The sequence below is a fragment of the Caproicibacter fermentans genome, assembly GCF_009746625.1.
GTDB lineage: Bacteria > Bacillota > Clostridia > Oscillospirales > Acutalibacteraceae > Caproicibacter > Caproicibacter fermentans.
On the sequence record NZ_VWXL01000052.1, the window covers coordinates 61,216 to 75,463 of the forward strand.

15 protein-coding genes are annotated in these 14,248 nt (G+C 54.8%); 13 read left to right on the forward strand and 2 right to left on the reverse strand.

The genetic code is table 11. From position 1 onward, the window contains the following. Positions 1–69: 69 nt before the first annotated feature. The 5 genes from CAFE_RS08075 (at position 70) to CAFE_RS08095 (ending at position 5,229) form a co-directional block, all read left to right on the forward strand. Positions 70–726: a hypothetical protein gene (locus CAFE_RS08075; RefSeq protein WP_156990305.1), complete on the forward strand. Its 657-nt coding sequence runs from the start codon at positions 70–72 to the stop codon at positions 724–726. Positions 727–793: 67 nt separating this feature from the next. Next, positions 794–3,319: a DNA gyrase subunit A gene (gene gyrA, locus CAFE_RS08080; protein ID WP_066645475.1), complete on the forward strand. Its 2,526-nt coding sequence runs from the start codon at positions 794–796 to the stop codon at positions 3,317–3,319. Between the two features lie 16 nt (positions 3,320–3,335). Beyond that, positions 3,336–3,980: a lysozyme inhibitor LprI family protein gene (locus CAFE_RS08085; RefSeq protein ID WP_156990306.1), complete on the forward strand. Its 645-nt coding sequence runs from the start codon at positions 3,336–3,338 to the stop codon at positions 3,978–3,980. Between the two features lie 173 nt (positions 3,981–4,153). After that, positions 4,154–4,699 (forward strand): NUDIX hydrolase, encoded by a 546-nt coding sequence (locus CAFE_RS08090; RefSeq protein WP_156990307.1) that lies wholly within the window; start codon positions 4,154–4,156, stop codon positions 4,697–4,699. 200 nt (positions 4,700–4,899) lie between these two features. Beyond that, positions 4,900–5,229, forward strand: coding sequence for a hypothetical protein (locus tag CAFE_RS08095; RefSeq protein WP_066645479.1), 330 nt, complete (start codon positions 4,900–4,902; stop codon positions 5,227–5,229). A gap of 28 nt (positions 5,230–5,257) precedes the next feature. On the opposite strand, the gene CAFE_RS08100 is transcribed toward CAFE_RS08095, so the two are convergent. After that, the gene (locus tag CAFE_RS08100) at positions 5,258–6,532 is read right to left on the reverse strand and encodes a DUF1015 domain-containing protein (protein ID WP_156990308.1); all 1,275 of its coding nucleotides are present in this window, start codon (positions 6,530–6,532) and stop codon (positions 5,258–5,260) included. 259 nt (positions 6,533–6,791) lie between these two features. On the opposite strand from CAFE_RS08100, the gene CAFE_RS08105 reads away from it, so the two are divergent. The 6 genes from CAFE_RS08105 (at position 6,792) to CAFE_RS08130 (ending at position 12,380) form a co-directional block, all read left to right on the forward strand. Next, on the forward strand, positions 6,792–7,763 hold the full coding sequence (locus tag CAFE_RS08105; RefSeq protein ID WP_156990309.1) for an ABC transporter ATP-binding protein: 972 nt from the start codon (positions 6,792–6,794) through the stop codon (positions 7,761–7,763). Then, positions 7,760–8,467: an ABC transporter permease gene (locus CAFE_RS08110; protein ID WP_066645485.1), complete on the forward strand. Its 708-nt coding sequence runs from the start codon at positions 7,760–7,762 to the stop codon at positions 8,465–8,467. The genes CAFE_RS08105 and CAFE_RS08110 overlap by 4 nt, the downstream gene beginning before the upstream one ends. 14 nt (positions 8,468–8,481) lie before the next feature. Then, the gene (locus CAFE_RS08115; RefSeq protein WP_066645488.1) at positions 8,482–10,200 is read left to right on the forward strand and encodes a Gldg family protein; all 1,719 of its coding nucleotides are present in this window, start codon (positions 8,482–8,484) and stop codon (positions 10,198–10,200) included. A gap of 2 nt (positions 10,201–10,202) precedes the next feature. Further along, on the forward strand, positions 10,203–11,684 hold the full coding sequence (locus CAFE_RS08120; RefSeq protein WP_156990310.1) for a DUF4340 domain-containing protein: 1,482 nt from the start codon (positions 10,203–10,205) through the stop codon (positions 11,682–11,684). Positions 11,685–11,822: 138 nt separating this feature from the next. Further along, positions 11,823–11,975: a hypothetical protein gene (locus CAFE_RS08125; protein WP_156990311.1), complete on the forward strand. Its 153-nt coding sequence runs from the start codon at positions 11,823–11,825 to the stop codon at positions 11,973–11,975. A gap of 42 nt (positions 11,976–12,017) precedes the next feature. Beyond that, the gene (locus tag CAFE_RS08130; protein ID WP_066645492.1) at positions 12,018–12,380 is read left to right on the forward strand and encodes a VOC family protein; all 363 of its coding nucleotides are present in this window, start codon (positions 12,018–12,020) and stop codon (positions 12,378–12,380) included. A gap of 71 nt (positions 12,381–12,451) precedes the next feature. Here the strand turns inward: CAFE_RS08130 and CAFE_RS08135 are convergent, their stop codons facing one another. After that, positions 12,452–12,682, reverse strand: coding sequence for a hypothetical protein (locus CAFE_RS08135; protein ID WP_156990312.1), 231 nt, complete (start codon positions 12,680–12,682; stop codon positions 12,452–12,454). A gap of 320 nt (positions 12,683–13,002) precedes the next feature. Here CAFE_RS08135 and CAFE_RS08140 point away from each other — a divergent pair, with 320 nt between their 5' ends. Then, complete coding sequence (locus CAFE_RS08140) at positions 13,003–13,485, forward strand: DUF6323 family protein (RefSeq protein ID WP_156990313.1); 483 nt, start codon at positions 13,003–13,005, stop codon at positions 13,483–13,485. Next, complete coding sequence (locus CAFE_RS08145; RefSeq protein WP_156990314.1) at positions 13,475–14,161, forward strand: DUF6179 domain-containing protein; 687 nt, start codon at positions 13,475–13,477, stop codon at positions 14,159–14,161. The genes CAFE_RS08140 and CAFE_RS08145 overlap by 11 nt, the downstream gene beginning before the upstream one ends. The last annotated feature ends 87 nt before the right edge of the window (positions 14,162–14,248 follow it).

A 14,248-nucleotide genomic window follows, 5' to 3' on the forward strand; every position in this document is an offset into this window, starting at 1 on the left:
ATTTCACGGAAATCCTGTATGATAGAGGCGAAAACGCCGAAACGAAACGATCAAAGGAGTTAAAACGAGATGAGCAATTCAAAAACTGCGAATTCCAAACCTCCGGAGCAGGACGAGGCGGACTGTCCGGGTACGGGGCCCGAGGAATCGAAGCTGGTCCCGCCCGACGGCGAAGAATACGAGGAGCAGCAGACCGGCATTGAGCTTTCCTATTCCCTGAGGGAAGAGGAAATTTATGAATGCCTGAAGCGGTCGAGCTATCTGCATATGAACAGAAAAACGTCTGTTCTCGTGCTGGCCGCTCTCGCGGTGCTGGCGGTTGCCTTTCTGGCAGTGGGCATCGCTACATACCGCAGTCTGTTCTATTTTTACGCGGCGTCCTGCGCGACTTTGATCATTGTTCTGGGCGTGTTTCCGTACCAGAACAATAAGGCGAGGGCCCGCAGCAGCGCGGACGGGCATACCGTCCGGATGGCGGTTTATCCGGATCATATCCAGGTTGGCCGCGGAATCAAACGGTGGGAGATCCCGATGGACGGGACTGCGGAATTTGCTCAGATTGAAAACATGCTTGTGCTTTATGTGGCGGAAAAGGATGATCCGAAACGCAAGATCGCCCAGAAGATGGTGATTATCCCCACGCGCTGCATCAAACCCCGGAATCTGCCGGACGTTCAGGCGATGATCGTCGCGGGAACCAAACCCAAAAAGATGCCGAAATCATAACAGGCGGTGAACGCGCCGCAACGCGCGCGTGCCGGACGCAACAAAACTGCAGGAGGGTGCCCCTGAAATGGACGAAATAGAAGAAAACAGCAGAATTATCAGCGTGGACCTTGAAAAGGAAATGAAAAAATCATTCCTCGATTACTCCATGTCCGTCATTGTTTCGCGCGCGCTGCCGGATGTGCGCGACGGACTCAAGCCGGTCCACAGAAGAATTCTTTACACCATGTTTCAAAACGGCCTGATGCCGGACAAGGCCTACCGCAAATGCGCCGACACCGTCGGCTCCGTTCTGGGCAGCTACCATCCGCACGGCGACGCTTCGGTCTATGACGCGCTGGTGCGTCTGGCTCAGAATTTTTCCATGCGGTACATGCTGGTCGACGGTCACGGAAACTTCGGTTCCGTGGACGGGGACCCGCCGGCCGCCTACCGTTACACGGAAGCGCGCATGAGCAAGATCGCGCTTGAAATGCTGCAGGATATCGACAAGGAAACCGTCGATTTCCAGCCGAACTACGACGACCGTCTGAAAGAGCCGGTCGTTCTGCCAAGCCATTTTCCGAACCTTCTGGTCAACGGCTCGACGGGCATCGCCGTCGGTATGGCGACCAATATTCCGCCGCATAATATGCGTGAGGTCATCGACGGCGTCTGCACCCTGATCGACAACCGCGACGCCACTCTGGAGGACCTGATGCAGAGCATTCAGGGCCCGGATTTCCCGACCGGCGGCATCATCATGGGCCGCAGCGGAATCCGCGCGGCCTACGGCACGGGGCGCGGCAGGGTCATCGTCCGCGCCCGCGCGGAAATTGAAGAAGAAAAGAACGGGCGGTTCAACATCATCGTGACGGAACTCCCCTATCAGGTCAATAAGGCGCGGCTGATCGAATCGATCGCGGATCTGGTCAAGGAAAAGCGGATCGAGGGCATTTCCAATATCGAAGACCACTCCGACCGCGAGGGGATGCACATCGTCATCAACGTCAAGCGCGACGCTTCCCCGCAGATCGTATTAAACCAGCTGTACACCTACACGCAGATGCAGACGACGTTCGGCGTGAACATGCTCGCCATCGTCAACGGCGAACCGAAAACACTGACGCTGCGCGAAATTCTGCTGGAATACCTGAAATTTCAGGAGGACGTTGTCCGCCGCCGCACGGAGTACGACCTGAAAAAGGCGCGGGAGCGCGCCCATATTCTGGAAGGGCTGAAAATCGCGGTCGACAATATCGACGAGGTGGTCCGCATCATCCGTTCCTCAAAATCCATTCCGGAGGCCCGTTCCCGCCTGAGCGAACGCTTTGGTCTGGACGAAGTGCAGACGCAGGCCATTGTGCAGATGCCGCTCGGCCGCCTGACCGGTCTGGAACGCCAGAAGCTGGAGGACGAGCTTGCCGCGCTGATGGTCAAAATCGCGGATTACGAGGATATTTTGGCGCATGAGGAGCGCGTGCTCGCCATCATCAGGGCGGAGGCCGTCGCCGTGCGCGACAAATTCGGCGACGAACGCCGCACGGAAATCGCCGCCGTTACCGGAGAGGTCGATATTGAAGACCTGATTCCGGTGGAAGAATGCATGCTGACCATGACCAGTTTCGGTTACGTCAAACGCCAGAAAACGGATACGTACCGCACGCAGCGGCGCGGCGGCCGCGGCGTAAGCGGCATGACTCGGCGCGAGGAGGATGTCGCGACCGACATGTTTGTCATTGGCTCGCACGATTATGTCATGTTCTTTACAAACCTGGGCCGCGTCTACCGCCTGAAATGCTACGAGATTCCGGAGGGCGCGCGTACGTCCAAGGGAATCAATATCGCGAACCTGCTGCCGATCGCGCAGGAGGAAAAGGTCACCTCCATGATCCGCGTGCCGGAATTCGACGAGGAAAGCTATCTTGTCATGGTGACGAAAAACGGCATCGTCAAGCGCACGGCACTCTCCGCCTACGACACCGCGCGCAAGGGCGGCGTCATCGCGATCGATCTGGACGAAGGCGACGAGCTTTCGTGGGTGCGCATGACAAGCGGGAAGGACGACCTTCTGGTCGCGACCAGACAGGGCATGGCGATCCGGTTCAACGAACAGGACGCCCGCGCCATGGGCCGCGCGACCCGCGGTGTGAAGGCAATTTCGCTTGCCGAGGGCGACTGTGTTGTCGGTATGGTGGTTCTGGTTCCGGGCACGCTGGTGCTGACCGTTTCCGAAACCGGATTCGGCCGTCTGTCGCCGGAAAGCGACTACCGCTCGCAGTTCCGCGGCGGCAAGGGGCTGATGAATTACCACACGGAGCGCTACGGCAGCGTTGCCGCCATTCAGGCGGTCGGGCTGGACGACGATGTAATTTTGATTTCCTCCGGCGGAATTATCATCCGGATTCTGGCGAGTTCCATCCGTCAATGCCGCCGCCCGAGCAAGGGCGTGCTGCTGATGCGCCTGACCGAAGACAGCCGCGTTGTCACGGTGGCCTGCACCGCTCACGACGATGAGGAGGAAGCGGAAGAAGCCGTCGACGACGGAAGCGCGGACGAAGGGGCGGACGGCGCGGACGCCGGGACGGAAGGCGAACCGGAACAGGAAGTGTAAAAGGAGGAACCGCCAGATGAAAAAGAACTTTCCCGCAACCATTTTCGCGGCGGCGTTGGCCCTGACCCTTTTGTTGCCGGGGTGTTCGCTGATACACCAATCGCCCGCCGCGTCGTCGGAATCCTCGTCTTCCCAATCGCTGTCGTCGCAGCCGGCGTCCTCTCAGGATGATCCGTCCTCCGACGGCAGCTCGTCCGATCCGGGGGAACCGCCCGCAGACTCCGAACCGGGCCGCGTGCTGACGATTACGACGGATAACGAGAAATTTAATCAGAAGTTCTCTGAAAATCCGGTTGACAAGGCCTATATCAAAGAGTCCGATCAGGCCGTGTCCACCGTCGATATGGTCAACGTTTCTCAAAAATACGCCGGGCTGTGGCAGAAAGAGATCGATCACGCGTGGAGTGAGCTGTCACAGAAAATGAGCTCGGATTCAAGCGGAAAGCCCGCCGAGCTGAAGGCGGAGCAGGAAAAATGGCAAAACGAGAAGGACACCAAGCTGAAAAAGATTGTAAGCGACGCGCTTTCCGGCGGCGGCAGTATGGCGGAGGTTAACGCGGCTTCTCAGGAAATGGACTTTTACCGCAGCCGCGCGGCGCAGCTTTACCGCGAGTTGTATGATTACGAGAAAAATTATTCTTATGCCTATTCGGCAAAATAACTCTTAATATTACAAATTGTATTGTGTGATGTTCTTTAAAAATATCAACATTATTTTGGAATTGACTGGAAATTCGCCCCAAAGAAAAATGGGCTCAGCGCGAAAATTCGATTCCTTTGGCTATATTCAGTTATATTACTATAAAAAAATACTATTTGTAAAGCTGGTACAACATGAAACTGACGGAAAAAACACTGGAACAAAACTATCTTTACCGCGGTAAAATTCTGGATTTACACGTCGATCGGGCGGAGCTGATCGACGGGCGGATCGTCAAGCGGGAATGCGTCGACCACCGGGGCGGCGTCAGCGTCGCGGTCCTGACGGAGCGGAACGAAATGCTGTTCGTCCGCCAGTACCGGTACCCGTACCATGAAGTTGTGCTGGAGGCCCCGGCCGGCAAATTGGAAGAGGGAGAAGATCCGTTTGAAGCCGCGAAGCGCGAACAGCGCGAGGAGACCGGAACAACCGGAAAGAATTACCTCGACCTGGGCAGGCTCTACCCGTCCCCCGGTTATACGAACGAAATCATCTTTCTTTACGCCTGCCGCGTGGAGTCCTGCGGGGAGCTTGACCTGGACGAGGGCGAGTTTCTGGAGGTCGAGAAGATTTCGCTGGAGCAGGCGGAACAAATGATCATGACCGGCGAAATCGTGGACGCGAAAACACAGGTCCTTATTTTAAAAGCGGCCCGGCTCGTCAGGGAAAAAAAATTGTAATACTATTTGTTACTATTAGTCTATTTATTACAAATAGTTTTAGAATAGGCGATAAGAAAAAAAGACGGGGATAGTTTCTCCTCGTCTTTTCATGCGGTTTGAAAAAGTTTTCAACATTTTTTTCCGCAACGGTTGAAAATTTCCCGCCGTACGCTTTGACGGGCCAGCCGGTCGGGTTCGCTTTTTAAGGAGGAAAACAGATGGATCCTTTGAAAGAAAAAAAGACGCAGGACAATGACCTGATTCGGTCGATCACGTACTATGCGTCTTTTCAGCCGTTTGTCGGTTTGTGTTCGTCTGTGATCAGCGGGCTCTTTCTGTTTTTCAAAGGCGAGCCGTGGTCCCTGGCCATGCTGCTGTACGTCGCGATTCCTTTTTTAGGATTTACGGCCATTTATGCCGTGATAGCGGTTTATATGAAAACAAAACACGACAGAATGGTTCCGTTTGTCAATCGAAAAGTCAGAATTCCGACGATCGTGATCCTGATTGTATTGGTATGCTTTCAAATAGTAAACAGTGTGATTTGAAAGCACGGACGGGAACCCGCCGCTTTTTTCAGTCGATTTGATTTATGACCAGGCCGGTGATCAGCTTCGGGTAAAAATAGGTGGATTTCTGCGGCATCTTTTCCCCCGCCGCGGCAACGTCGCGGATTTCCTGCACGCGGGTCGGGTTTAAAAGGAACGCGCACTGGCTTTCCCCGGTTTGCACGGAAGCGATCGCTTCCTCCATCGAGCGGGTGTAGACCAGATTCTTCTGGTTTGCCATGTTTTCCCGGTCGATGCCGAGCAGGCGCTCCAAAATCAGCGAATGAAGCACGGAAACGTCCAGTCCGCGGTACGCTTCGCTTTTCTCCGGCAGCAGCCGCGCCATGACGGCTTCGTCCTTCAGAACCAGCAGAGTCCACTCTTCCCCGCCGCAGTAGCAGGCAAAAGCCTTTTTCCCCTGCCGGTACAGCGCGTCGAGCTTCGCGGAGATTTCACCGACCGGCGAATGCGCTGTGACTTCAAAATAGGATTCGCAGGCTTTCATCAGTTTTTCGCCGCTGAATTCCCGCAGACCGCGGACCATGCGGTGAGTCGGGAACACAACCAGCCCGTCGTTTTCCATGTCGACCAGCATCATCATCACGTAGTCTTCCCCGCCCGTCGCTTTTCCCTGCTCGCGCAGGCTGTTGCGGTAGTTCAGCGCGGTTTCATAGCGGTGATGCCCGTCCGCAATATAGAGCCTGCGGCTTTCGAAATCCTCGCCGATTGCCCGGATGGCGACGGGGTCGTTGACCAGCCACATCCGGTGGGTCACGCCGCCGCCGTCGCGGAATTCATAGCGCGGCTCCCCGGAGGAAAGCGCGTCGATCCGGCCGCGGGTGATGTGGCTCTCGTCGTTGTAAAGCGAGTAAATCTGGCTGAAATTGCAGCCGGTCGCGTTCATCAGGCGAAAACGGTCCTCTTTCGCCTTGGAGAGGGTTTCCTCGTGCGGAAGGATGATTCCTTTCGAAAATTCTTCCAGCTTCACAAGGCAGATCAATCCTTTTACCTTTTTTGTCTGCCCGTATGCCGTGAATTCCTCTTCGTAAAGGTACAGCCCCGGGTCGGTGTCTCTGCGAAGAATACCGCCGTCAAGCCAGTTTTTCAGGGTCTGTCCCGCTTCGGCGTAGGGATTTTCCCCTTCCCTCGGCAGTTCGAGCCGGATGACGTTGCAGGGGTTTTCCAGAAGCAGCGCCCGGCGTTCCTCCTCGCTGATGATGTCGTAGGGGGGGCAGGTCAGGGACGGGATGTCTCCCGCTTTGTCCGTGAAACGAAGCGCGCGAAAGGGTTTGATTTCAGCCATAATTTCTCGATTCTCCTTTTATTTTGGTGCGGTTTAAAAACAGGGAAGCGCCCCGGCGCGGGGAGCGTCGGCCGGCCCCGGGAGGAGCGGGCGCGAACCGGCCTTACGGATGGTTTCATTATACCGGAACGCGGATTTGATGTCAAAGTCGGAATGTTTATAAAATAATTCGGAATAATTTAAAAAATGTTTACATTTTTCTAATTTGATATTGTTAGAATGAAACAGTACGCTTGATATGATACTAGGAGGGACAAAAATGATTGAGGTTAAAAACCTCACGAAACGGTACGGGGAGAACATTGCCCTGAACAACATCAGTTTTACCGTCGGGGAGAATACCATCATCGGCTTTCTGGGACCGAACGGCGCCGGAAAGTCGACAACCATGAATATCATCACCGGGTATCTTTCCGCCAGTTCCGGTTCCGTCAAGGTCGGCGGATTCGACACGCTGGACCAGCCGAACGAGGCGAAGCGCATGATCGGCTACCTGCCGGAGCTGCCTCCGCTTTACATGGACATGACAGTAAAGGAATACCTGAACTTTGTCTATGAACTGAAGAAAGTGACGCTGCCGCGCGAAAAGCACCTCCGCGAAATCTGCGCTCTGGTAAAAATACTGGATGTCAGCCGCCGGCTGATCGGCAACCTGTCGAAAGGTTACCGGCAGCGCGTCGGTCTTGCCCAGGCTCTCGTTGGGAACCCTCCTGTCTTAATACTGGACGAGCCGACCGTCGGCCTCGACCCCAAGCAGATCATCGAGGTCAGAAACCTGATTAAAGGTCTCGGAAAAAATCATACCGTCATTTTAAGCTCTCATATCCTGCCGGAGATTCAGGCGGTCGCGGACCGCATTCTGGTTGTCAACCGGGGCAGTCTGGTGGCGGACGGAACCCCGTTCGAGCTGGAACACAGCATGTCTGCGGAACACCATCTTTCGGTGCGGATGGAAGGCGCCGCGGAGGAAGTCGAAAAGGCCCTGCGCGGCATGAGATTTGTGCAGGGCGTGCAGAACTTCGGCGAAAAGGAACCGGGCGTGTGGGAATACGAAATCTCGGTTGCGGAAGGCGAAGATCTGCGCAGGGCGCTGTTCTCGCTCGCGTCGAAACGGAACTGGCCGGTTCTTTCCATGACAAGCTCGGACCTGTCGCTGGAAGACGTGTTCCTCCGTCTGACCGGTTCGGCCTATTTGCAGGATAATCTGACGAAAGGCGGGGACGCACAGTGAACGCGATTGCAAAAAAGGAACTGAAATCCTATTTTCTTTCCCCCATCGGTTATGTTTTCGTGGGGGTCGTCCTGCTTCTGTTCGGTTATTATTTCTATCAGGTGATCCGAATCGGCTCATCCTCCTATGTGCCGGAGGTTTACGGCACCATGTTCATCTGGAGCATGATGTTCCTGCCGATCCTTACGATGCGCAGCTTCAGCGACGAAATGAAAAACCATACGGACCAGGGGCTTCTGACCGCTCCGGTCGGGGTCGGCGCCATTGTGTTCGGCAAATTTCTGGCGGCGTTTCTCGTCTTTGCCATCACGATGGGCCTGAGCCTGATTCCGGTTGTGATCATCTCGTTCTTCTCCTCCTCCCTGGGGTGGGGAACCGTGTTCGGAACCGTGCTCGGTTCGCTTCTGTACGGCGCGGCCATGGTTTCCATCGGGGTTTTTATTTCTTCCCTGACACAGAGCCAGATCGTCGCGGCGATCGCGACGTTCGGCGTTTCGATCCTGCTCCTGGTCATCAACCAGATGAGCGGCCTGGTTACGAACACATTCTTTTCCAACCTGCTTTCCTGGATTTCTTTTGACACAAGGTACCAGCCGTTTACCAAGGGAATTTTCAATCTTTCCAGTATCGTGTTCTTTCTCAGCGTTGTGGCGGTTTTTGTTTTCCTGACCGCGCGCAAGCTGGAAAGCAAGAGATGGGGCTAAGGGGGATGAATGAAATGAATCAGGAAAAAGACCCGCGCACCGGCGCAGCCGTCCCGGAGGAAGAAATCCCCGAGGAAAAGGCCGCCGGGACGCAACAGGCCGAGGCTGAAAATCAGCAGGAATCCCCCGCCGAAACAGAGACCCCGGACGCCGGGCAAAATCCGGGGCCGGAAGAGAAAAAAGAGGATTCCCAAAAGACCGATAAAGAGAAAAAGGGCGGCGGCAAGCCAAAAAAAGACCATTCCGAGTTTTTCAAAAGCAGCAAATTCCGCCACGGTTCGATTTCCACCGCGTTTACCGCGGGCTTTATCGTCGTGGTGGTTCTGGTGAACATTCTGGTCGGAATCGTCGGCGAGCGTTTTCCGTCCGTCAATCTGGATCTGACGAAGACCGGTTCGAACTCCCTTTCATCCGAAGGCCTGAAGGCGGTCGACAAGGTGAGCCTTGCGACAACCGTCTATGTCTGCGCGACCAAGCAGCAGGTGGAGGGCGACCAGATTTACGCGGACCAGGGGCTGAAATACAGTCAGGTCGGCAGTCTCCTCGCGAAAATGGCGGAGCGCAATTCGAAGATTCAGGTGCAGTACATCGATCTTGACAAGAACCCGACCTTCGCGTCGGAGTACCAGAGCGACAGCCTGACCGCCGGCGACTTGATTGTCAAGACCGACAAGCGTCACCGCGTGCTGACGTATTCCGACCTGTTCAACATCCAGTACTCGCAGGATTATTCCTCCTCTCAGGTGTATTCGAACGTGGAGGGCGCTCTGGTTTCCGCGCTGAACGCGGTTACCTCCGAAAAGCTGCCGATTGTGGCGTTCGACACCGGCCACGCCGAACAGCAGGACATGACCGGCTATCAAAAGCTGCTGAACAACAACAGCTTTGAAACCAAGAGCTTTAATCTTCTGACGGACGCGATTCCGGACAACACACAGATGATCGTCCTCAGCCTGCCGACCCGCGACTACACGGACGACGAGATCAAAAAGCTTTCCGATTTTCTCGGCAGCAAGACTCTTGCGGGCGACCGTTCTCTGATGGTGACGTTTTCGCCGAGTCAGGCGTCCCTGCCGAAGCTTGCCACCTTCCTGGAAGAGTGGGGCATTCAGGTGCCGCAGGCGGTCGTTGTGGAATCGGACCAGTCGAAATTCATTTCAAACAACCCTTCGGATATTCTCTCCGATATTCAGAGCGATCTGCAGATTAAAAAGACCAGCGACGGCAGCGCGCCGGATTACGGCTATTTCGTCACGCCGCAGTCCTGCCCGGTCAAACTTCTGTTTGAAACCAAGGGCGGCAAACACACCTATTCGCTCGCGAAAAGCTCCGATTCCTGTTACCTGGTGGACAACGGCACCCAATCGACGGACAATCTGCCGAAGCAGGCCAGCAACACCGCCGCCCTTTCGCAGGAAACGGTGAAAAACGGGGATAAGGACTACAACGCGAACGTGATCGCGGTCGGAGGCTCCTCGCTGTTTACCAGCCAGATCATCAACTCCAGCGCGTTCGGCAACGGGACCTATATGGTGGACCTTGCGAAATACGCGACCGGAACGGCCGATTCCTCCAGCGAGGTACAGCTTACCACACAGCCGCTGAACGCGCAGGATATCACGATGACGTCCCAGGTCAGCACGTTCCTCGGCCTCGGCGTGTTCGTCCTCCTGATCCCGCTGATCGTCGCGGTTCTCGGAATCTGGGTATACAATAAGAGGAGGCATCTGTAAGGATGAGGAGCAACATCAGGAACTTGATTATTGTTGCGGTGTGCATCGCCGTTCTCGGCGGAGCGCTGCTGACTCTGAAACTGACCGGCAACGATCAGGCGGCCTCCTCGTCCGTCTCTTCCACGGCCAGCATCGAGCTGGTTTCGAAAAAGAGCGAAGATGTTGTTTCCATGAACGTGGTGAATCAAAAGGGCAGCTATACGCTGGTTCCGGTGAAAACCCCGGCGGCTTCTTCAAAGGCTTCCTCCGGGTCCTCCTCGGCGGCGTCAGGCGGCACCGAACCGACCTATACCGTGAAGGAGCTCGGCGGCTGCCCGATCAATACCTCCTCGACGGAATCCGTCGTGAAAAACGGATTCAGTCTGGTTGCCAGCAAGAATCTGGGCACCGTCAGCAATCTGGAGGAATACGGACTGAAAAATCCGCAGGCGACCGTCAAGGTTCAGTTCAGGGACGGCAGCAGCTATGATTACAAAATCGGCCGCGCCTCCGCGACGGATTCCGCCTCCTATTATATGTGCGGACTGGACTCCGACCATGTTTATATCGTTTCGGTCGACCAGGGACTGCTGGAAAGCCCGACCTATTTTGTCAGCACCAATATTCTCGCCGTCAATAATACCGCCGCGTCGTCGGCGTCGGGGGCGAGTGAGAACAACTTTACAAAAATCACTCTGAGCGGATCAAACTATCCAAAGCCGATCACGTTCTCGGTATATCAAACGGGCCTGAAAATCTCTTCCCCGGCCAACTACACGGCGGATTCGAGCAAGCTTGACAGTCTGAAAACCGACCTTGCCACTCTGACGGCGGATTCGGTGGAGGCGGTCAACCCGGACGCGGACGCGCTGAAAAAATACGGGTTCGACAGCCCGACGGCGGTGGCGAAGTACACGGTTAACGGCGCCGATTATACCCTTACCGCCGGCGCAAAGGACGGGGCCGACTACTATGTGATGCTCGGCGGGGTCAACGTGGTCTATAAGGTCGCTTCGACCAGCATTCAGTCGTGGGCGCTGGGGAACCTGTTTGATCTGCGCGATAAACAGCTTGTGGGCGCAAATATCGAGTCGGTCAAATCCATCACGGTTGACGCGGGCTCGGGTGAAAATGTGCTGAACGTTACAAGAACCAAGGACGAAAAGCAGTCCACCGAAGACAAGGCCTATTACAATTACAAGGTGACGGGCAACGGCGGAAAAGCGCTCGATTATGATACAAACTTCCGAAATTTCTTTGTAAAGCTCGTGAATATCAATATTTTGGAAAACGCGGAGGAGAAACCCTCCGGGCAGCCTGTCCTGACCGTCAAATTCCAGTATTATGACGGCGCGGCGGCGGATACCTTTGAGTTTTACAAAAGCGGCGACCGCCGTTACACCGCCGTTGTGAACGGCCAGGTGTTCGGTATTGTCACGCAGGACGACATGGATTCGGTCACCGCCGGAATCTCCGCGCTGGAAAGCGGCAAATCGGTGTCCTGACGGGCAGATAAAATACAAAATAGAGGGGCGGCGCGCCATTTCAGGCATGCCGTCCCTTTGTCAGTATGCGCTTGAAAAGCCGCCGGTCCGGTGCTACAATCAGAAACAGAATCCGTATGGAAAAGAATGTGGCATTTCGTGAAAAAGGGCCGTATGCTGCCAATCGTGTTCGGCTGCGCCGCACGGGTCTTTGCCGGCTGCGCGCTTGCCGCGGCAAACGGGTGTTTCCCGTGGAACAAAATCAAATGGCAAACGGATTCGGGCGAGGCGGTCGCGGAGGTGCAAACGTGAAACGCCGGACGGTTCTTTCAATCAAATTCTGGAGGTTTTGTCGTGAGTTTATCATTTCATCTGTCCTCTCTTTATGTCTGCGTAAAAGATATGGAACGGGCGATCCGTTTTTATGAAACCCTGCTGGGGCAAAAGGTTACGAAAAAAGATCCGGTTTACAGTGTGTTTGACATCGACGGCTTTCGCTACGGGTTGTTCGCCCATGAAAAGAGGATGGAACCCCATCAGTGGGGAAACAGCTGTTTGCCCAGTCTGGCGGTAAACAGGATGGATTCGGCGTTGGAAAGACTGGAAGAGCTGAATTCTGAAATCGTGTTTCCCCTGACGGTGATCGGAAACAATCAGGTTCTGGAATTTCTGGACAGCGAGGGAAATCAGGTTGAGCTTACCTGTTCCCTAAAATAAAAAGCCGGCTCCCTTGACAGGGACGCCGGCCTGGAAAAAAATTCTTTGGGCGTTTTCACACCGAAGGGCTGCTACACAGTTACATCCATACAGTCGAACATATGCAGCATCCACTCCGGCGGGTCGACAAGGTCGGTGGTAACTTTGTCGATTCCGAGATACTTTTTTTCAAGTCCATATTCTTCTCCATAACGGGAAATAATATCGTTGTCTAATGTTTCCGGCTGGTAATCTGCTTTGGCAGTCCAGGTCAGCTGTTCTCCACCGCTTTTCCCGGTGAACATTGAAGAAATTTGGTCCATGACGCCGCTGATGGTGCTCTCAAGGACAAATTCATCAAATTTTCATAATTCTTTTCAAATATTTACAGATTGTTCATAATTAGTGCCCCGGCAAAGCCCTGCTTTTACCGGATGCTCATCGCGAAAGTTTTTTTGGACTCCCGGCACAGCCGGGAGTTTTCAGGTTGCAACAATAAAAAGCCGGCTCCCTTGACAGGGACGCCGGCTGATGTTATACTGTAAGGACACCTAAAAACAACATTTAAATAAATTATTACATATATACCATAACACAAATCAAACGGATTGTCAATACTTTTTTTAAAAAAGGGGAAATAATTGTGGATTTTCAGCTTTCGTCCCTGCTGAAGCCGTCCGCGCTGGCCGATGCCGATACGGCGCGCGAACTGCTAGCGCTGAACGAAGAAACGCAGGAGTATGGATTGGAACTGACGCAGGAGGACGCGCTGGCGCTGGCCGAAACGCGGCGGATCGCGCTGGAGGCGAGCGGGCGCGTGGAATTCGGCACCCCCGTGATTGAAAAAATCATCCGGACGTTCAGTCGGTCCCGCTATTTGTACCAATATGATTATGCCCCGGTGCTGCACGAATTGCTCGAAGCGTTTTTTCAGCTGAAAAACGAGACTGAGGACCGTTTTTCGGACGACGACCTGATCGACTTTTTGTTTGACTGCTTTGAATACCGTTACCGCGGCTCGCTGGAAATGTTCCGGGGACGTGAAATCGAGCAGCTGCGCGGGATTTTGCTGTTCGGCGCGGAGGACGAGGAAAATGAAGACGGGGAGGACCCGGATGATGAATGAATCCGTCCCGGCCCGCGCCGGGCTGAGCGCGGAGGAATCGAAGAGGTTCCAAAAAGAAATGCTGTGGGCGCTTTCGGAGCAGCTTGGGCGGTACACCGCCGGGGAAAGCAGCTCCGTTTTATCGGAAACCGCCGAAAAGGTTCTGGAATCCATGCTGTACTGCGTTTCCGTCGAGCTTTCCGCAAGGCCGGACCCCGCCGCCGCGCTGCGTGAAATTCCGGCGGCGGAATTGTTTCGCCGGGGAGCCGAGCGGGTCAAGAGCATGACAGCGGATTTGAAGCTTCTCTACCGTCAGGTGCTGAACACAAGAATTCCCACCGACCTGATCGCGTACAACGAAACGCTGGACGGGGCGATTCCGGGTTTTTTCAAAACCTACGACCCGGAATACGCCGCGCATGAAAACGGAGCGCTGACCGGATTCCCGGATTATCCCCTGCTGAACGACGATCAGAGTCGCGGCGGTATTTTGTATATGGAAAGTTATCTGGAGCAGCTTTTGCGGGAGAACCGGTTCTGCTCCCGCTACGGCAAAAATTATATCCGCGCCGTCCTGCTGCTGCATGGGCGGAGCTGTCACCTTGATTACCGGGATCTGATCATCAATATCCCGGAGCTGCTCCTGGAGCGGGAAGGCGCGCCGAAGCCGTACCGTCTGCCGGAGGACGCGATTTAGTCCACGATAAACAGTTTTGCGCCGGTATCCGTGTGGGAACGATGCGGGTTAGCAAAAGTCTAGCATCGGCCGTGCCGCATTTCAATA